This window comes from Plantactinospora sonchi (assembly GCF_036422035.1).
GTDB lineage: Bacteria > Actinomycetota > Actinomycetes > Mycobacteriales > Micromonosporaceae > Plantactinospora > Plantactinospora sonchi.
Genome location: NZ_JAZGQK010000016.1, coordinates 170,830 through 188,794, shown reverse-complemented (window position 1 = coordinate 188,794; position 17,965 = coordinate 170,830). Strand labels below are relative to the sequence as shown.

Here is a 17,965-nt window from a genome sequence, read left to right as displayed (position 1 = left end):
TCGGGTCAGACGACGACGCTGACCATCCGACCCGGGATCACGATCACCTTCCGCGGCTCCCGGCCGGCCAACTGGTCGGCGACCGCCGCCAGCGCCTCGGCCCGTACGTCGTCCTCGGCGGCGTCCGCCGCGACCTCGACCCGACCACGGACCTTGCCGTTCACCTGCACCGGGTACGTCACGGACTCGGCCACCAGCAGGCTCGGGTCGGCGACCGGGAACGGCTCGTACGCCAGCGACCCGGCGTGACCCAGCCGCTGCCACAGCTCCTCCGCGACGTGCGGGGCGAACGGCGACAGCATCAGCACCAGCGGCTCCGCCACCTCACGCGGCGTCGCCTCCAAGCGGGTGATCCCGTTGGTCAGCTCGATCAGCTTGGCGATCGCGGTGTTCATCCGGATGCCGTCCAGATCGGCCCGGATCCCGTCGATGGACCGGTGCAGCAGCCGTCGGGTCGGCTCGTCCGCCGGACTGTCGACCACCCGCAGCTCGCCGGTCTGCTCGTCGACCAGCGCCCGCCAGACCCGCTGCAGGAACCGGTACGCCCCGACGACCGCCCTGGTCTCCCAGGGACGGGAGACCTCCAGCGGACCCATCGACATCTCGTAGACCCGGAACGTGTCCGCACCGTACGCCGCGCACATCTCGTCCGGGGTCACCACGTTCTTCAGCGACTTGCCCATCTTGCCGTACACCCGGTTGACCGGCTGCTCGCCCAGGTAGTAGCCGCCGTCCACCTCGGCCACCTCGGCCGCCTCGACGTAGGCGCCCCGGTCGTCCTGGTAGGCGTACGCCTGGATCATGCCCTGGTTGAACAGCTTCCGGAACGGCTCGAAGGACGAGACGTGCCCCAGGTCGAACAGGACCTTGTGCCAGAACCGGGCGTACAGCAGGTGCAGCACGGCGTGCTCCTGGCCGCCGACGTACAGGTCGGTGCCGCCGCAGTCGCCGGGCGTGCGCGGGCCCATCCAGTACCGCTCGTTCTCCGGGTCGACGAACGCCTCGGAGTTGGTCGGGTCCAGGTAGCGCAGCTCGTACCAGCAGGAGCCGGCCCACTGCGGCATCACGTTGGTCTCCCGGGTGTACCGCTTCGGCCCGTCACCCAGGTCCAGTTCGACCTCGACCCAGTCCTTGCGCCGGGACAGCGGGGTCTCCGGGTCGGAGTCGGCGTCCTCCGGGTCGAAGGTGCGCGGCGAGAAGTCGTCCACCTCGGGCAGCTCGACCGGCAGCATCGACTCGGGCAGCGCGATCGGGTTACCGGTCTCGTCGTAGACGATCGGGAACGGCTCGCCCCAGTACCGCTGCCGGCTGAACAGCCAGTCCCGCAGCCGGTAGGTGACCGCACCCGAGCCGTTGCCGGTCGACTCCAGCCACTCGATGATCCTCGCCTTGGCGTCGGCGATGCCCAGGCCGTTCAGGTCCAGGCCGCCGTCCGGCCGGGCGCTGTTGACCGCCGGCCCCTCCCCGGTGTACGCCTTGCCGGTGAAGGTCTCCGGCGGCTGCACGGTACGCACGATCGGCAGCTCGAAGACCTCGGCGAACTCCCAGTCCCGCTCGTCCTGCGCCGGCACCGCCATGATCGCGCCGGTGCCGTAGCCGGCCAGCACGTAGTCGGCGATGAAGATCGGGATCTGCGCGCCGTTGACCGGGTTGGTGGCGTACGCGCCGATGAAGACACCGGTCTTCTCCCGGTTCTCCACCTGCCGTTCGGCGTCGGTCTTGACCCCGGCCGCCTTCCGGTAGGTGTCCACCGCGGCCCGGGGGGTCGCCTGCCCGCCGGTCCAGGCCGGCTTCGTCCCCTCCGGCCAGGTCGGCGCGACCAGCGTGTCGACCAGCGGATGTTCCGGGGCCAGCACCATGTAGGTGGCGCCGAAGACGGTGTCCGGCCGGGTGGTGAAAACCTGGATGCGGGCTTCGCCGGCAGAACCGGAGTCACCGGTCGATGTCGCGAAGAAGATGTGCGCGCCGGTGGAACGACCGATCCAGTTCCGCTGCATCAGCTTGATCGGCTCCGGCCAGTCCAGCGTCTCCAGGTCGTCCAGCAGCCGGTCACCGTAGGCGGTGATCCGCATCATCCACTGCTTCAGGCTGCGCTTGAAGACCGGGAAGTTGCCCCGCTCCGACCGGCCGTCGGCGGTGACCTCCTCGTTGGCCAGCACGGTACCCAGCCCCGGGCACCAGTTGACCGGCGCCTCGGAGACGTACGCCAGCCGGTGGTCGTCGACGGCCCGCCGCCGCTCGGCGTCGGACAGTTCGGCCCAGGGGCGGCCGTCCGGGGTCGCCCGGGTGCCCGCCTCGAACTCGGCGACCAGGTCAGCGATGGGTCGGGCCTTGTTGGCGGCGGTGTCGTACCAGGAGTTGAAGACCTGCAGGAAGATCCACTGGGTCCACCGGTAGTAGTCGGTGTCGATGGTCGCCACCGAGCGGCGGTCGTCGTGCCCCAGTCCCAGCCGACGCAGCTGGGAACGGTAGTAGGAGATGTTCGCCTCGGTGGTGGTCCGCGGGTGGGTGCCGGTCTGCACCGCGTACTGCTCGGCCGGCAGGCCGAAGGCGTCGAAGCCCATCGTGTGCAGCACGTTCCGCCCGGCCATCCGCTGGTAGCGGGCGAAGCAGTCGGTGCCGATGTAGCCCAGCGGGTGGCCGACGTGCAGCCCCGCCCCGGACGGGTACGGGAACATGTCCAGCACGTACAGCTTCTCCGCGTCGGCCCGGGGGTGGTCCGGGTCGGCCAGTGGGCCGACCGGGTTGGGGGCCCGGAAGGTGCCGCGCTCGGCCCACCGGTCCTGCCAGCGGAGCTCGATCTCCCCGGCCAGTTCGGCGGTGTAGCGGAACGGCGGAATGTCCGCCGCCGGCTCGGTCACCTCGGTCATGACGTCTCCTCGGTACGTTCGTCGCTTCCGTACGGGTCTCTGGCCACCCATGTCGGGCGGGCCACGTCGCCTCCGTGGCCCGGGGTCACATTCTCCGGGCACAAAAAAACCCCTCGCGCAGGAGGGGTGGCCGTGCTGGTCGCGGTCGGTCGCGTCAGCACGGCTCGCTAAGGAGCAGGTGGGCCCGGGACATGGAGTCACTGTACCGCCTCGCCCGGCCGGCTGTCGCATCCGATTCCCCGAGGTCGGCACGGACGGCCGCCCCGATCCGCGCGGCCCCGCCACCGCCGTTCCGGCCCCGGGGTACACCTTCGACCGGTTGGTGCCCGGTCCTGCCGGTCCGGGTCCTCATCGCCGGTGTGTTCGGCTCCACAGCCGAATGCGGCTAGCCTGAGGCATGCGGGTGATCCGGATTTCCGGACGGACGTGTTCTCCCGCGAACCATACGGCCGTCCCACTGACTCTTTATCTACACGGCCGTGAACGACGAGGAGGAGGCCCGTGACACAACAGACCTGGGACGAGCTGGGCGGCGCGCTGCCGAACGACCAGTTTCGTGCCGCCAGCGACGCGATCGTGGCCAACATCGAAGAGGTCATCGAGGGCAAGACCGCCACGGTCCGACTCGCGCTCGCCGTTCTCCTCGCCGAGGGCCACCTGCTGATCGAGGACGTACCCGGGGTCGGCAAGACCAAGCTCGCCAAGGCGCTGGCGCGCTCGATCGACTGCTCGGTCCGCCGCATCCAGTTCACCCCCGACCTGCTGCCGAGCGACGTCACCGGGGTCAGCGTCTACAACCAGGAGACCCACGACTTCGAGTTCCGCCCGGGTGCGGTCTTCGCGAACCTGGTGGTCGGCGACGAGATCAACCGGGCCTCGCCGAAGACCCAGTCCGCCCTGCTGGAGTGCATGGAGGAGCGGCAGGTCACCGTCGACGGCGTCACCTACGAGCTGCAGACGCCGTTCATGGTGATCGCCACCCAGAACCCGATCGAGATGGAGGGGACCTATCCGCTGCCGGAGGCGCAGCGGGACCGGTTCACCGCCCGGATCGCGATGGGCTACCCGGACGCCGGTGCCGAGCTGGCGATGCTGGACGTGCACGCCGGGGTGGACCCGCTGCACGAGCTGCGGCCGGTCGCGGACGCGGCCACCGTCCGCAAGCTCATCGCGACCGTACGCGACGTGCACGTCGCCGACGCCGTGAAGCAGTACGCCGTCGACCTTGTCACCGCCACCCGGGAATCCCCCGACCTGCGGCTCGGTGCCTCCCCCCGGGCCACCCTGCAGCTGCTCCGCACCGCCCGGGCGGTCGCCGCCCTGGAGGGCCGGGACTACGTGCTCCCCGACGACCTGCAGGCGCTCGCCGTGCCGGTGCTCGCCCACCGGGTGATCTCCACCGCCGACGCGCAGCTGTCCCGGCGTACCACCGACGCGATCATCTCGGACCTGGTGCACCGGCTGCCGCTGCCGCACGAACGGCAGCGTCAGCAGCGTTCGGAGTACGACACCCGACCGCCGTCCGGCGAGGGCACCGGTCGATCCCAGTACGAGCCGCGGAGGCGATGACCGTGCGCGAGGCGCTGCGCGGCCTCACCACCCGGGGCCGGTCCTTCCTCGCCGCCGCCGTCGCGGCCGCGCTCTCCGCGTTGATCCTCGGAGAGAAGGACCTGCTCCGGGTGGCGATCCTGCTCGGTGTGCTGCCGCTGCTGGCCGCGCTCTACGTCGGGCGCAGCCGCTACAAGCTGGCCTGCAGCCGGTCCCTGCAACCGCAGCGGGTGCCGGTCGGCGCCAGCTCCCGGGTGGTGTTGCGGCTACAGAACATGTCCCGGCTGCCGACCGGGACACTGCTGCTCGAGGACCGGCTGCCGTACGCACTCGGCAGCCGGCCCCGGGTGGTACTGGAGCGGCTCGGCGCGCACCAGGCCAGCTCGGTCGCGTACACCGTCCGGGCCGACGTCCGGGGCCGGTACGAGGTCGGGCCGCTGGTCATCCGGCTCACCGACCCGTTCGGGCTCTGCGAGCTGACCCGGGCCTTCCCCAGCGTCGACCCGCTCACCGTCATCCCGCAGGTCACCCCGCTGCCCAACGTCCGACTGACCGGCGAGTACGCCGGCACCGGCGAGAGCCGGGCCCGCTCCGTCGCGGTGCACGGCGAGGACGACGCGGCGACCCGGGAGTACCGGCGCGGCGACGACCTGCGCCGGGTGCACTGGAAGTCCACCGCCCGGACCGGTGAACTGATGGTCCGCCGCGAGGAACAGCCCTGGGAGAGCCGGGCCACCGTGGTGCTGGACACCCGCGCCTTCGCGCACCGGGGTGAGGGTCCGACCGCGAGCTTCGAGTGGGCCGTCTCGGCGGCCGCCAGCATCGCGGTGCACCTGCGCGGCGCCGGCTACAAGCTGCGGCTGGTCAGCGACTCCGGAATCGACGTCAACGCCAACGAGGTCGGCGGCGAGGGACTGCTCCTCGACTACCTCGCCGAGGTGCGGCTCAGCCAGCGGGGTGACGTGGCGACGCTGGTCGAGCGGGTCCGGCAGCGTTCCGACGGCGGGCTGGTGATCGCCCTGCTCGGCACGCTGACCAGCACCGAGGCGGAACTCCTGGCCGGGCTGCGCGGCAACGGCGCGACCTGCGTCGCCTTCCTGGTCGACAGCTCCACCTGGCTCAACCTCACCCCACAGGCCCGGGAGGAGGCGAACCACGCGCACGGCGCCGCCGCGCTCGGCCTGATGCAGAGCGGCTGGCGGGTGGTCGGCGTCGAGCACGGCAGCAAACTGCCGGCGCTCTGGCCGCAGGCGGCCCGGGGTTCGCAGGGTTTCGCCTGGCGGGCGGTGATGGCCGAGACGGTCACCGGAGGTGTGCGGTGACCGTTGCGGCCCGCGACAACGGCACGACAGGAACCGGCCAGCACGGGGGTACGTCATGAGGGGACGCCGTCACCTGGGATTCGTCGCCGCGGCGGCGACTCTGCTCGCCGCCGCCCCGCTCTCGGCGATCTACGAGCGGTGGACCTGGCTGGTGCAGTGCGCCGTACTGGTGGCCCTGGTCGCCGGCGCGGCGACGCTGGCCCGGTGGTGGCGGGCACCGGTCTGGGCGCAGGCGGTCAGCATGGTCGGCGCGCTGCTGTTCGGTCTCACCTGGATCTTCCCCAGCGGCGACGAACTGCTCGGCCTGGTGCCCACCCCGGGCACGCTGCGGCACTTCGGTGCGCTGGTCAGCACCTCCGCCGAGGACATGCGCTCGTACGGCGTGCCGGTGCAGGACGTCGACTCGCTGCTGTTCATCACGGCGTTCGGGGTCGGCGCGGTGGCGGTCGTGGTCGACCTGCTCACCGTCGGCCTGCGTCGTCCGGCCCTGGCCGGGTTGCCGATGCTGGCGATCTACTCGGTGCCGGTGGCGGTGCACGTCGAGAGCGTCTCGGCGATCCCGTTCGTGATCGGCGCCGTTGGTTTCCTGTGGCTGCTCGCCGCCGACAACGTCGACCGGGTACGCCACTTCGGCCGCCGGTTCACCGGGGACGGCCGGGACGTCGACGTGTGGGAACCGTCGCCGCTGGCCGCCGCCGGCCGCCGGCTGGCGGTGATCGGCGTGGTCGTCGCGGTGGCGCTGCCGCTCGCCGTACCGGGGATGACCTCGGGACTGCTCAGTCAGTTGAACTCCGGTGGCGGCGGCCAGGGCTCCGGGGTCGGTGGCCAGGGCGGCTCCCCCGGCCGGGTCAACCTCTTCGCGGCGCTCAGCGGCGAGTTGAACCGCGCCGAGGTCCGCGACATGATCAAGGTGACCACCGACGACCCGAACCCGTTCTACCTGCGGTTCGCCGTCGCCGACGACGTACGCCGCAACGGCTTCGCCCCGCGTACGCCGAGCGGCACCCCGGTCACCCGGGGCATGGTCGACCCCCGCAACACCGGTCGGGTCAGCAGCGGCATCACCCGTACCCCGCACCAGGCCAACGTGGAGATCCTCGACTTCACCATGCCCTTCCTCCCGGTGTACGCCGAGCCGGTGACCATGCGGGAAGTCGACGGCAACTGGCTCTACGACGAGGGCATGCAGGTCGTCTTCTCCAACCGGACGTCCTCCAAGGGACGGAAGTACTCGTTCGACTACGTCCGCTCGGACTACACCCCGCAGGTGCTGGCCACCGCGCCGTCGCTGCCGCCGGAGCACTCGCTGCGCCAGCTCTACACGCGGGTCGACGACGTCCGGGAGGTCGACGAGCTGGTCGAGCGGCTGACCAGGAACAAGCGGAACGACTACGAGCGGGTCCGGGCGATCTTCGACTACTTCTCCCGGGACAACGGGTTCAGCTACAGCCTCAGCACCCAGGGCGGCGTCAGCGGGCAGGACATCGTCAACTTCCTCACCAACAAGGTCGGCTTCTGCCAGCAGTACGCGGCCGCGATGGCCTGGCTGGTCCGGGCCGCCGACATTCCTTCCCGGGTGGCGTTCGGGTTCACCAACGGCACCAACCGGCAGGAGAACACGTACACGCTGACGAACCTGAACCTGCACGCCTGGACCGAGGTCTACTTCGCGGACATCGGCTGGGTGCCGTTCGACCCGACGCCGGCGTCGAGCATCCCCGGCTCGGCCCGCTCCCGGACCAGCTGGGCGCCGGACGTCGACGCTCCTGACCCGGTGACCACGGCACCGACCACCGCCGAGGGTCCGGACACCGAGGCGTCGGCCGGCCCGACCGAGGACAACACCCCGACCCGGGACGTCGACGAGAACCTCGGCGACACCACCGGGGTGACGCCGGACAGCGGGCCGACCTGGCCGCTCTGGGTCGCGGCGGGGGCGCTGCTGCTGGTGCTGCTGCTCAGCCTGCCGGCCCTGCGGCGGGCCCTGCTGCGGCGCCGGCGACACGTCCGGGCCGCCGCGGCGGCCGGGACGCTGGCCACGGTGGCCGACGGCGACGGGCCGCCCGGGGTGCCCCGGGTGCTGCTCAGCGACAACGAACTGGCCCGGGCCCGAGCCGACGCGCACGCCGCCTGGGACGAGTTCGTCGACACGCTGGTCGACTTCCGGATCCGGGTGGATCCCACCGAGACGCCCCGGGCGACCGCCGACCGGCTGGTCGCGGAGGGACTCACGGCGGGACCGGCCGGGGACGCGGCACGGCTGCTCGGGCAGGTCGAGGAACGCGCCCGGTACGCCCGGGAGCCACTTCGGCACCACGGTTCACTCGGCGAGGCCCTCCGGGCGGTACGCCGGGCGTTGAGTAGCCGGGCGGATCGGCGTACCCGGATCGTGGCGGCGACCCTGCCGCCGTCGGTGCTGGGTCGCTGGCGTTCGGCGATCATGGACGTCTCGGCGGCTCTTGTCGGCCGGAGCGGGCGGATCCGGGAGCGGGTGACCCGGTGGAATCCCCGCCGGGTGCTGGCCAGCCGGCCGTCCCGCTGACCCTCCGCGCCCTGTCCCACGGCACCGCCCGGCGTTTCGGATCACCGGAACCTCGGGTGGTGCGGTGGGGTGAGCCGGGGTGCCCGGTTGAGGCCCGGGGCGGAGTTGCAGGCCCGGGGCGGAGTTGGAGGTCCGGGGCGGGGTTGCAGGCCCGGGCCGGGGTTGCAGGCCCGGGGCGGAGTCGGCGTCGGGTCGGGGTGGGACGGATCACCCGGTCCGGGTGGTCAGGCTTGATCCCGACGCGGGCGACCCGTCCCGACCCACCGCCGGGCTCGATCTCCGTGCGGAGCCCGTCCGGGCTCTGGAGCGTTTCGGGACTGAACGCACAGTGTCCGACAAACGGGGTGGAATGCGGGCACCGGCCGACGAGACGGTTGATCCCGGGGCGGTTTACTCGTACCCGGGGCGTGGGGCATCGCCACTGGTCGCCGGACAGGTCCGGCGAGACGACCGTCGGCGGCCTACCGGCCGCCGTACGGCGAACTGGTCAGCGGTGGCCTTCCGGCCGCTGACGCCACCTCTCCTCAAGCCGGTCGACGAGGGACAGGCGCCGTCCACGGAGCCGACGGCTGGTGGTACCACCCACGACGTGCAGATCCGGCGACTGCGCCCGTCGTTGCGAGAGCATCGCGAACGCGGCCGAACCGAGCATCACCACGAAGCCCGCTACCCCGAGCAGCGGGGTTTTGCTCACCGTGCCGTAGACGACCAGTGCAAGGCCAGCGATGATCCCGCTGACCGCGACGAGCAGGCGACGCCGCGCGTGGAAGCGCGGATCGCTGGCGCGCACAGCCGAGGCGAACTTTGGGTCCTCGGCAAGCGACTGTTCGATCTGCTCGAACAGCCGCTGCTCGTGCTCAGAGAGCGGCACGGCACTCCTCCCCGGTCACGTTGGTCGGTCCGGTCGAACCGACAGACCGTGGCAGCCAACCGGCTGCTTACCCGCCAGTCTACGAGGGGGGTCGCGGGTCGGAAAGCGGGACGACCCACGGCCTCGCCGGTTTTTCCGGCTACCCCTGGTCGTCGCGGCGCAGCAGGCTCGCCGGACGGACCACGGAACGCCCGAATCGGGCCGCGGCGGCGTCCGCGGCGGCCTCCGCCTCCCGCCAACCGTGCTCGGGCGCGCCGAGTGCGAGCTGCCGGGGCGTCTGGTCCGCCGCGCTGAGCCCCTCGACCCGTACGCCGACGAGCCGGATCCGGTCACCGGGGTGGAGAGCGGCGAACAGGGACCAGGCGGTGTCGAAGACCTCCCGGGCCACGTCGGTCGGACCGCCCAGGGTCCGGGACCGGCTGATCGTACGGAAGTCGGCGTACCGGACCTTGATCGAGACGGTCCGGCCGACCTGCCCCGCCCGGCGCAGCCGTACGCCCACCTTCTCGGCGAGCGCGAGCAGCGCCCGCCGGAGCGTCTCCGGATCGGCCAGGTCGGTGTCGAAGGTGACCTCGGCGCCTATCGACTTCTCCACGTGCTCCGGGCTGACCTGCCGGGGATCCCGCCCCCAGGAGAGTTCGTGCAGATGGGCCGCGGCCGCCTCGCCCAGGCTGCCCCGCAGCATCCCGATCGGCGCCTCGGCGATCGCGCCGACCGTGGCCAGGCCGAGCCGGCGCAGCGTCTCCGCGGCCCGCTCCCCCACCCCCCACAGCGCCTCGACCGGCAGCGGATGCAGGAACTCCAGCACCCGGTCGGCCGGCACCACCACCAGGCCGTCCGGCTTGGCCCGGGTGGAGCCGAGCTTGGCCACGAACTTGGTCGGCGCCACCCCGACCGAGCAGGTCAGCCGCTCCTGCTCGGCGACCCGGGACCGGATCAGCCGGGCGATCGCGGCCGGACGGCCGAGCAGCCGCCGCGCCCCGGCCACGTCGAGGAACGCCTCGTCGACCGAGAGCGGCTCGACCAGGGGCGTGACGTCACGGAAGATCTCCATCACCGCACGGGACGCGGCCGAGACGGCGGTGAAGTCGGGGGGCAGGAAGACCGCCTTCGGGCAGAGCGCCCGGGCCCGCGCCGTCGGCATCGCGCTCCGGACGCCGTACGCCCGGGCCTCGTAGCTGGCGGAGCTGACCACGCCACGTGGGCCGATGCCGCCGACCACCACGGGCCGGCCCCGCAGTTCGGGCCGACGCCGCACCTCGACCGCGACGAAGAACGCGTCCATGTCGACGTGCAGGATCGGAGAGCCGGAGTCGTCGGCGTCCGGCCCGAAACGCGGATCGTTTCCGCGCGGCACGGACTGGCTGCGACCCATACCGGCAGGTTAGACCCCCGGTGTGACAGGGCCGCGCGGGTGCCGGTCACCGGTCGACCACCCCAGCCGGCTACCTCGCCCGGCGGGCCGTTTCCGCGGTCGCGCGACGCAGTTGGGCCAGGTCGAGCCCGACGAGGCGCCCGTCGCGTTTGACGACGCGTCCGTCCACGACGACCGTGTGGACGTCGGCTGGGCCGAGTGAGGTGACGATGGCTCCGGCGAGTTCTCCGGTACCGAGCAGGTGCGTCAGGCCGTCGAGCAGGACGAGATCGGCGCGTTTGCCTGCGGCGACCGTCCCGACGACATCGCCGAGGCCGACGGCACACGCGCTGTCGGCGGTGGCAGCGGCGAGGATGTCGCCGGCCGGGTGCATGGTGCCGGTGTGGGCGCGGTGTGATCGGAGCGTGTCGCGCATCGGCTCGAACAGGTCGGCCGGGGCGTTGACAACGACGTCGGTGCCGAGGCCGGCCCGGCCGCCCGCGTCGGCGAACCGGCTGAAGCAGGAGGCCCCGTGGCCCATCGTGGCCTCGACGACCGGGGTCACGATGACGCCGACGCCGTTGTCGGCCAGCAGCTTGGCGTCGTCGTCGGTCATGTTGTTGACGTGGACGAGTTGAAGGTGCGGGCCGAGCAGGCCGGCCTCGTCCATCCGGCGCAGCGGCGAGTTGTGGCCGCCGCTGGCGTGCATGGAGACGACGAGGCCGAGCCGGCGGCCGAGTTCCATCTGCCGTACGGCCTCGTCCCAGGGGCCGTAGTCGGTGCCGAGGATCGCCAGCCCGCCGGTGACCCGGCCGCGCAGGGCCGCCACCCGTCGTACGTCCCGCTCGTCGTCGGGGTTGCCGTGCGCCACGACGGCCCGGATGCCGGCCCTGGTGTAGGCGTCCAGCACCGCGTCGGTGTGCTCCGGGGTACGGGTCGCGTTGCTCCAGTCGAAGACGGTGGTGATGCCGGCGTTGAGGGCCTCGGCGGCACCGAGCAGTGTGGCCTGGTGCGCCTCGCTGGGCCCGTATCCGCCCAGCGCCCGGCCGAGCACGGCGGTCAGGTACTCGGGCAGGGTCATGTCCGGGCCGATCCCGCGCAGCGGCGCCTGCCACACGTGGCGGTGCCCGTCGACGAAGCCGGGCACGACCACGAGCCCGTCGGCGTCGATCACCTCGGCCGGCTCCGCGACCGGGACGGAGCCGACGGCGATGATCTCGCCGTTGTCGATGAGGATGTCGGCGCGGTCTCCCGACGCCAGATGAGCACCCCTGATCAGCAGGTTCATTCGTCCTCCCGAAAGCTTTTGCAAAAGCTATCTGAAAAGCTTTCTCGACGCAAGTAGGATGTGCTGGTGGCCAGGGACACCGTTGACGAGATCGCCGACGCGTGGGGCAGGGAACTGCCCGGCGTGGTCGGCGTTGAACTGGAGCTGAGCAAACGGGCCGCACGGCTGGCCGCCCTGCTCAACGCCCCCGTCGAGGCGACGTTGGCACGACTGGGCCTGACCAAGGCGGAGTACGACATCCTCGCCGTACTCCGGGCGTCCGGACAGCCGTACCGGCTGCGCCCGTCGGTGCTGACGCAGCGGCTCGTACTCACCTCCGGCGGCACCAGCAACGTGCTGCGCCGGCTCGCCGCCGCAGACCTGGTCGAACGCGACCCCGACCCGTCCGACGCGCGGAGTTCCTGGGTACGGCTCTCGGCGAGCGGGGTGCGGATGGCCGAGGAGGCGGTACGCGCCGCCACCGTCGCGCAGGCCGCCGCCCTACGCGACGTGGCACCGCAGACCACCCGCGCCGCCGTCGACGCCCTCCGGGACGTGCTTGTCGCGCTCGGCGACACGGCCACCTAGACCGGGTCGGCGGCCGCCGGCCGGGACACGCCAACAGCCGACCCATGCCAACCCACTGCCGACAGCTACCGACCGCCACGTGCCGGTGAGATCAAGGCGGGCACCCCCGTTATCTCGACCCGTTCCTCAGCACCCCGGCCCGTCCGGTCCACGACGAGCACGCCGAGCGGCACACGGTCGCGGTGCCCCTGCACGAGATGGCTTCCGGCGAGCTGCCGGTCTGGGAGACGGTGCTCGCCGCCGACGTGGCCGACCCCAATCCCCGGAACGCGTTGAAGCTCGCCGAGTTCACCGGCCGGACATGGCGGCAGCTGCGGCCGGAGCTGCTCGCCCTGCCGGACCGCCGGCTGCCGCTGCTGCTCTTCGACGCCGCGCCGCTGGCGAGGTACCGAGCCATGGAGCCAACTCAGTAGTAAGCAGCGGCCAAGGCGTCTACCTGTACCCGGAAGCTGGGACCGACGAGCCCGGCGACGAACAGGATGGTCAGGGTCGGTTCATGCTTGCCGAGCCAGCTGGCGAGCTCGACACGCAGCCGATCCATGTCGACATCACCGACAAGGTAGATGGTCAGCTTTACTACATCCTTGACCTGCAGGTCAGCGGAGAACAGGTTCTGGCGGACGTTTTCGAGCGCGATCGCCAGTTGTTCGATCTGGTCTTCCGGCACGTGTCCGTCAGGTCGGATCCCGAACTGGCCCGAGAGCACCAACCAACGCATCGCGCCAACTTCGGCCTGGTGATGGAAACCGGCGATCGGCGGGTGAACCAGCTCCGGCGGAGGGTTGCGGAATTTTCTCATCAGGGATCAGTCCGGCCCCGTCCGGGAGAGGTGGGACACCGCCTCCTTGGTGATGGCTTCGGCGAAGTCACGAAGGAAGGCGAGGACCTGGTCGATCTGCGGGGTTGGCGCCCGGGCTGCCAGGTCCGTGGTGACGAGCAGGTTCCCGTGGCGCAGCTCGTAGACCACCTCTACCGCAGTGGCGTCGAGGTCTTTGATGCGCGGGTACTCTTTCGGGTCCAGTGGAACCAGCAACTGGACATAAACCCCTTCGTCCCACCAACCACTGACCACCCGCGACGACGCGCCCGGCTGGCCGGCCCTTTCCCTGGTTCTCAGCGAGAAGACCTTCGACTCATGGCCGCGCTCGGCATCCCCGTGGGTCGGGTACGTCTGCAGACTGACGGTGCCCGCCGGGTCGAATTCGCCCAGCCCGGTACGGAAGCGATCGTTGTCGTCGTAGGATCTGACGCCGCAGCTCAGGTAGACGTCTTCACGGCGCGTGTCGAATTGCACGGTCGGGTCGTACGAGCCTCTGAGTTTCAGGCCGGACCGTGCGGCGACTTCCGCGATCGCCATCCGTTCACACATGTCCGAACTCGCCTCCCCGTATGTCACGCGTGGCTCGGGAGTCTCGATCGGCTCCGGCCGGGAGTCACAACCTCCAGCCACCAGGGCGGCAGCGGCGACGACCACAGCCCAGGGTCGACCGACCGGCCAGCGACTTCGGCAGTGCACGTTCATACCGACAACTCCGTTCATCGGGCCATCGGCAGATAGAAATTGTTGCTTTCCGTGCCGTCGAGCAGCCGGGGCTGCGGGGGCACCAAACGTCCGTCCCTGCCGTCCGAGGCGTCATGGATCAGGTCCATCCGAGCGAGGACGGCCTTCACCTCGCCGTCAAGGCTGTCGTACTGCCTGCTCGAGTTCCGCTCGATGAGCGCGATGGCATCGGTCAGGGCGTGCAGTAGCTTTTCGGCGGTGTCTCCGGTCAGGGCATGTTCATCCATGGCCTCCGAGGATGCGGCGACCACCGCAGCGGTGCCGGCGCTGACCAGGTCAAGGCCCTTGTCCCAAAGCTCCTGCACCTTGAGCATGGGGATGAGCATGCTACTGATGATCAGAGTGTGCTTGTTGCCGTGCTCCTGCTGCTGCGCGGCGGCCTGCTGGGCGCGGCGACCCAACTGTGCCAGGAGCGCGTCACGGGTGGCCTTCAGCACGTTCATCAGGCTCTGCTGGGTGAGGCCGACGATCGCGTATGCGCCCTCCAGGCCGGTGACGAGCGCGGCGAGCATCCGGTGGTGGCTGGCCAGGGTGTGCTCGAACGGATTGTAGAAGTTGGTGGCGAGGTCCTCGGCTGCGTCACCGGACCAGTTGCCGAGACTGTGCCGCAGGTCGCCGAAGTCGTCGTCCACAGAGTCTTCCAACCGGGCCAGGGCGTCCCGCACCGGTTGGATCAGATCGTTGAGGTAGACGGACTGGACGGGATGAGCCATCGGCTTGATCGCCGACCGGATCGAGGCCATGTTGTCCGAGGCCCACCCCGAGGCGTTCGCCTGATACTCCTCCATCTGCTTCCGGAGTTCCTCCTCCACCGAATCCTGCCAGATCAGCCGTGGAGGGAACGGCGGCGGCACCCGCCAGGTACGGCTGAACGAAACCGTCCCGGCGAAGTCCACGGTGAACCAGCTACCGGAAGCAAAACCGGCACTGGCGATTTCGGCGGCTACCTCCCACGAACTGGACTCGACACCGTCCATGTACGCGAACACCTGATCGATGTAGTGCAGCTCCGCCAGGTAGGTTTCGATCTCGTTGAGGTACTGGTGCATCTCGCGGTAGTCGAAGGAGTTCGAAGCGTCGACCATGGCGTCTCCCGTCCGGCCAGGTCAGTCAACAACGTTGCGGGGGATGCGATTCACCAGCGGCGGATCCCCCGGTGCCGGAGGATCGGGCGGGGCGAGGGCGGGCTGCTGGTAGTCCGACGCGTTGTCGCCCAGGAGACGGCTGAACTCCTTGGCCGCCGCTTCGTCGGTTGCTGCGTACCGGTCGGCAATGGTAACCAGCGCGGCACCGACTTCCGACATCCGCAGCGAGGTCATCCGCAGCACGTTCTGCACCTCGGCACGCAACTCGAGCAGACGCTGCTGGGCCGGGCCGATCCCCTGCTCGGGCAGATCGAACTGCCCCTCCATCGCCGCGGCCGTCCGGTGCACCAGTCTGGTCGCGTCGGCGTAGGTTCTGGCGATCCGGGGCAGCTCGTTGCGACCGGCCCTGTAGAGGTAGTAGAGGTGCGCGCCAAGTTCTCTGCCCGACCCGACATCGCCGACGCGGGCATCGTCGCCGTGATACTCGGGCCGCCAGCCCGGTTCGGTCGCGTCCACCATCCCGCTACCTCCGCGTACAGGTGAAATTGACTCGCAGGTTATACCACGCAGCGCGAGTGCTCCGTGACCCCAGAGTCAACATCGCGTCCTCCCGGTACCCGTCCTCCGATCAGGACCGCTGGTCCTACCGGTGGGACGGCAGCGTGTCCCGGCCCACTTGCCCGGATGCCTTCTGGTTCAGGTGACGGTCCTAATCACCTCAGGAGTCGGGTCGCTGCTAATTCCGTAACGGTCGGTGACCACCGCATAAAAGCGGTGGGGCCCTGGGGACAGGCCGTAGAACTGTTTCGAAGAGCGAGTTCCGCACTGTACGGGATCGACATCTCGGCCGTCGATGTAGACGTGGCAGGTCACAGGATCACGCCCCTCTTGCCATCCGACGTCAAAGGCGACGCCTACGTGCCCGCCGCCGTGCAGGACGACTACCAGATTAGTTGCCGTTGGCCTCGGTGGAGGAGGAGCCTCTACCGGGGGTTCCTTCGTATCGGGTGTCGCCACCTTAGTTGGAGGGTCTCCCGCCGGCGGGGTCCGGGGCGTTGCCTGCCTCGTAGGTGGATACCACGTAACGATGTTCGACTTCATCCCCGAAACGGTGACCCAATGTTCGGGCCCATCGCCAGATCGACAGACCGCGTCCGCCGAGCCCTGTCCTTTGCTGTCCGTCCGGATCGTGAACCGCCGAAACCCGTCCGGGCTCACCGTGTCGTGGCAGTCCCCGTCAACCTCGCTGGCCGGAGGAAAGCCTTTGATGGCGATCGCGTAGTAGTAGCCTGCTTCGGCCGGGCGGCCCCGGGTCAACGTCACCGAGCGGACCTGCTGGGGTAACGCCGAAAGTAGCTGGTAGCTCGACCGTACCTCTGCGGCCTGTACCATCACCTGCCGTTCAGCCGGAGCGGTGCACTGGTCACGGGAGAATGCCTGGCCGTCGGCGTCGGTGTGCAGCACTAGCGTACCGATCACCTGATCGTCCAAGAAACAGGTCACGGGCACCTCACCGTTGGACGTGAAGTTGAGCAGGCGAATTTCGAACCCGTTCTGGCCGTCGCCCACAGGTCCGCCATCCTGAAGGTCGACATAGGAGTTGACCATCGCTGGGGGCGCAGTCACACCGGGAAGAGTGGCGGGAGCGGGGCCTCGCGGATCCTCGGGCTCGCCGGCACACTCCGGCACGTCCCGCAGCAGATGAACCAGGGAGGAGTGGACGTAGCCGCTTGCATTTGTTACGTCATTGGTGACGAAGAACCATACGGTTGATGGGTAATTTCCGACATCGGTCTTCTCCATGTTGATGTTTATCCAGCACCAGACGGTCAACTTTTCGCGATTGTTGAGTCGTTGCATGGAGAAACATGCACCCTCGCCCTCCGTCCGACTGTCAACCGCCGGACACTTCCGTAAGTGCGCCCAGCCGTCGTCCGACAGGACGTACCCCTCGCTGGACAGCACGACAGAGGTCGCCGCTGGACGATACTGCTCGACCAGCTTAGGCGTGAGGCTCCCCACCAGGACAACGAGCGTGCGGTGTCGAAAGATCCACTCAAAGGGCTTGTCAAGGCGTGCGGGTTCGCCCATGAAGACACTCCTGGAATGCAGAGTCGTCAGCAGTCCGGCAAATCTCTCGCCGGGGTGTGTCCGTCGTCGGTCAGCATCACGTACATATCCGGCACGTACCGTGCTTCAAGTCCGCTCAGTCGATACCAGGTCGTCGTCGAGAGAGGGCGGTCTCGCCACGGATGGTCGTCGATTCTCCGCCCACCCTTGTGTCGGCAGGCGATCGAAAGGGTTTCGCCTTCCGGATACTGAGCCACCTGCGTGCCGCTGCCTCCCGGCCCGGGATCCCTGTAGGCGCGGACTCCGACGGGCTTCTGTAGGGGCACCTCGAAGGTGTTCGCAACTTTCCCGATCACCGACACGTCCAGCGGCGCGGCACGCACGGTTGTCGGGCTCTGGGACGGCGGAGGGTTTCCGTCTGTTGGACCATCCGCCCCTGTGAGGTTGTAAGAGACTCCCACGACTGTTGCTACCGCCGCCACGACGGTGGCCACAAGAAGGATCTTCTGGTGACCGCTCAGTTTGTCGGGAGTGGACGACGTAGCGGGCGGGAGAGTTTTGTTCCCGGCGCTGTTGCGATCCCCGACCGTCACAGTGCTGTTCTTGATGGAAATTCCACGCCCACCCTTGTCCTTGGTCGGCTTCTTCTTCGGCATGGGTTCGTCGGGCTGCTTGGCCTGCGGCATCCGAGTCTCCTTCAGTCGGAAGCAGAAGGCTACTTCACCAATTTGGATCTCCAACACGAGGGTCCACTACGGCGACACGATGTCTGCCAATTGATCAATGGTGCCAGGACGCCAGGTTTATGAATATTTTTCAGACGTACGTACCGTTCCGACGGACAGTCGGGCCACCGTGGTCAACTGATCGGTTCCGTCCAGTTTGTC

Annotated in this window: 15 protein-coding genes; 5 read left to right on the top strand and 10 right to left on the bottom strand. The window is 69.7% G+C overall.

Annotation, left to right across the window (positions count from 1 at the left end; all coding sequences use genetic code 11):
• Positions 1 to 5: 5 nt before the first annotated feature.
• Positions 6 to 2,870: a leucine--tRNA ligase gene (leuS, locus tag V1633_RS19320; protein ID WP_331215749.1), complete on the bottom strand. Its 2,865-nt coding sequence runs from the start codon at positions 2,868 to 2,870 to the stop codon at positions 6 to 8.
• A gap of 501 nt (positions 2,871 to 3,371) precedes the next feature.
• Between leuS and V1633_RS19315 the strand changes: the two genes are divergently transcribed.
• The 3 genes from V1633_RS19315 to V1633_RS19305 are packed head-to-tail and all read left to right on the top strand — an operon-like array spanning position 3,372 to position 8,282.
• Positions 3,372 to 4,439 carry an AAA family ATPase gene (locus V1633_RS19315; RefSeq protein ID WP_331215748.1) on the top strand — a complete coding sequence of 356 codons (1,068 nt, stop codon included), beginning with the start codon at positions 3,372 to 3,374 and terminating at the stop codon, positions 4,437 to 4,439.
• Positions 4,440 to 4,441: 2 nt separating this feature from the next.
• Complete coding sequence (locus V1633_RS19310; protein ID WP_331215913.1) at positions 4,442 to 5,740, top strand: DUF58 domain-containing protein; 1,299 nt, start codon at positions 4,442 to 4,444, stop codon at positions 5,738 to 5,740.
• A gap of 55 nt (positions 5,741 to 5,795) precedes the next feature.
• The gene (locus tag V1633_RS19305; RefSeq protein WP_331215747.1) at positions 5,796 to 8,282 is read left to right on the top strand and encodes a transglutaminase TgpA family protein; all 2,487 of its coding nucleotides are present in this window, start codon (positions 5,796 to 5,798) and stop codon (positions 8,280 to 8,282) included.
• Between the two features lie 487 nt (positions 8,283 to 8,769).
• Here the strand turns inward: V1633_RS19305 and V1633_RS19300 are convergent, their stop codons facing one another.
• The 3 genes from V1633_RS19300 to V1633_RS19290 form a co-directional block, all read right to left on the bottom strand.
• Positions 8,770 to 9,153, bottom strand: a complete 384-nt coding sequence (locus V1633_RS19300; RefSeq protein WP_331215746.1) for a DUF3040 domain-containing protein — start codon at positions 9,151 to 9,153, stop codon at positions 8,770 to 8,772.
• 139 nt (positions 9,154 to 9,292) lie between these two features.
• Positions 9,293 to 10,528 carry a DNA polymerase IV gene (locus tag V1633_RS19295; RefSeq protein ID WP_331215745.1) on the bottom strand — a complete coding sequence of 412 codons (1,236 nt, stop codon included), beginning with the start codon at positions 10,526 to 10,528 and terminating at the stop codon, positions 9,293 to 9,295.
• Positions 10,529 to 10,598: 70 nt separating this feature from the next.
• Complete coding sequence (locus tag V1633_RS19290) at positions 10,599 to 11,795, bottom strand: amidohydrolase family protein (protein WP_331215744.1); 1,197 nt, start codon at positions 11,793 to 11,795, stop codon at positions 10,599 to 10,601.
• A 66-nt stretch (positions 11,796 to 11,861) separates the two neighbouring features.
• Here V1633_RS19290 and V1633_RS19285 point away from each other — a divergent pair, with 66 nt between their 5' ends.
• Positions 11,862 to 12,362 carry a MarR family winged helix-turn-helix transcriptional regulator gene (locus V1633_RS19285; RefSeq protein ID WP_331215743.1) on the top strand — a complete coding sequence of 167 codons (501 nt, stop codon included), beginning with the start codon at positions 11,862 to 11,864 and terminating at the stop codon, positions 12,360 to 12,362.
• A gap of 182 nt (positions 12,363 to 12,544) precedes the next feature.
• Positions 12,545 to 12,775 carry a hypothetical protein gene (locus V1633_RS19280; protein ID WP_331215742.1) on the top strand — a complete coding sequence of 77 codons (231 nt, stop codon included), beginning with the start codon at positions 12,545 to 12,547 and terminating at the stop codon, positions 12,773 to 12,775.
• On the opposite strand, the gene V1633_RS19275 is transcribed toward V1633_RS19280, so the two are convergent.
• The 6 genes from V1633_RS19275 to V1633_RS19250 all read right to left on the bottom strand — a co-directional run bounded on the left by V1633_RS19275 (position 12,769) and on the right by V1633_RS19250 (position 17,764).
• Positions 12,769 to 13,161, bottom strand: a complete 393-nt coding sequence (locus V1633_RS19275; RefSeq protein WP_331215741.1) for a RidA family protein — start codon at positions 13,159 to 13,161, stop codon at positions 12,769 to 12,771. The genes V1633_RS19280 and V1633_RS19275 overlap by 7 nt on opposite strands.
• 6 nt (positions 13,162 to 13,167) lie before the next feature.
• The gene (locus V1633_RS19270; protein ID WP_331215740.1) at positions 13,168 to 13,719 is read right to left on the bottom strand and encodes a hypothetical protein; all 552 of its coding nucleotides are present in this window, start codon (positions 13,717 to 13,719) and stop codon (positions 13,168 to 13,170) included.
• 179 nt (positions 13,720 to 13,898) lie between these two features.
• Positions 13,899 to 15,008, bottom strand: coding sequence for a hypothetical protein (locus V1633_RS19265; protein WP_331215739.1), 1,110 nt, complete (start codon positions 15,006 to 15,008; stop codon positions 13,899 to 13,901).
• A gap of 21 nt (positions 15,009 to 15,029) precedes the next feature.
• A complete protein-coding gene (locus V1633_RS19260; RefSeq protein WP_331215738.1) occupies positions 15,030 to 15,527 on the bottom strand; it encodes a hypothetical protein in 498 nt (165 codons plus the stop codon).
• A 177-nt stretch (positions 15,528 to 15,704) separates the two neighbouring features.
• A complete protein-coding gene (locus V1633_RS19255; protein WP_331215737.1) occupies positions 15,705 to 17,099 on the bottom strand; it encodes a hypothetical protein in 1,395 nt (464 codons plus the stop codon).
• A gap of 26 nt (positions 17,100 to 17,125) precedes the next feature.
• Positions 17,126 to 17,764, bottom strand: a complete 639-nt coding sequence (locus V1633_RS19250; protein WP_331215736.1) for a hypothetical protein — start codon at positions 17,762 to 17,764, stop codon at positions 17,126 to 17,128.
• Positions 17,765 to 17,965: the final 201 nt, after the last annotated feature.

Bases quoted from the DNA above. Each gene is read 5' to 3' on its own strand.
- leuS (WP_331215749.1), bottom strand. From the start codon at position 2,870: ATGACCGAGGTGACCGAGCCGGCGGCGGACATTCCGCCGTTCCGCTAC.
- V1633_RS19305 (WP_331215747.1), top strand. From the start codon at position 5,796: ATGAGGGGACGCCGTCACCTGGGATTCGTCGCCGCGGCGGCGACTCTG.
- V1633_RS19295 (WP_331215745.1), bottom strand. From the start codon at position 10,528: ATGGGTCGCAGCCAGTCCGTGCCGCGCGGAAACGATCCGCGTTTCGGG.
- V1633_RS19290 (WP_331215744.1), bottom strand. From the start codon at position 11,795: ATGAACCTGCTGATCAGGGGTGCTCATCTGGCGTCGGGAGACCGCGCC.
- V1633_RS19275 (WP_331215741.1), bottom strand. From the start codon at position 13,161: ATGAGAAAATTCCGCAACCCTCCGCCGGAGCTGGTTCACCCGCCGATC.
- V1633_RS19270 (WP_331215740.1), bottom strand. From the start codon at position 13,719: ATGGCGATCGCGGAAGTCGCCGCACGGTCCGGCCTGAAACTCAGAGGC.
- V1633_RS19265 (WP_331215739.1), bottom strand. From the start codon at position 15,008: ATGGTCGACGCTTCGAACTCCTTCGACTACCGCGAGATGCACCAGTAC.
- V1633_RS19260 (WP_331215738.1), bottom strand. From the start codon at position 15,527: ATGGTGGACGCGACCGAACCGGGCTGGCGGCCCGAGTATCACGGCGAC.
- V1633_RS19255 (WP_331215737.1), bottom strand. From the start codon at position 17,099: ATGGGCGAACCCGCACGCCTTGACAAGCCCTTTGAGTGGATCTTTCGA.
- V1633_RS19250 (WP_331215736.1), bottom strand. From the start codon at position 17,764: ATGCCGCAGGCCAAGCAGCCCGACGAACCCATGCCGAAGAAGAAGCCG.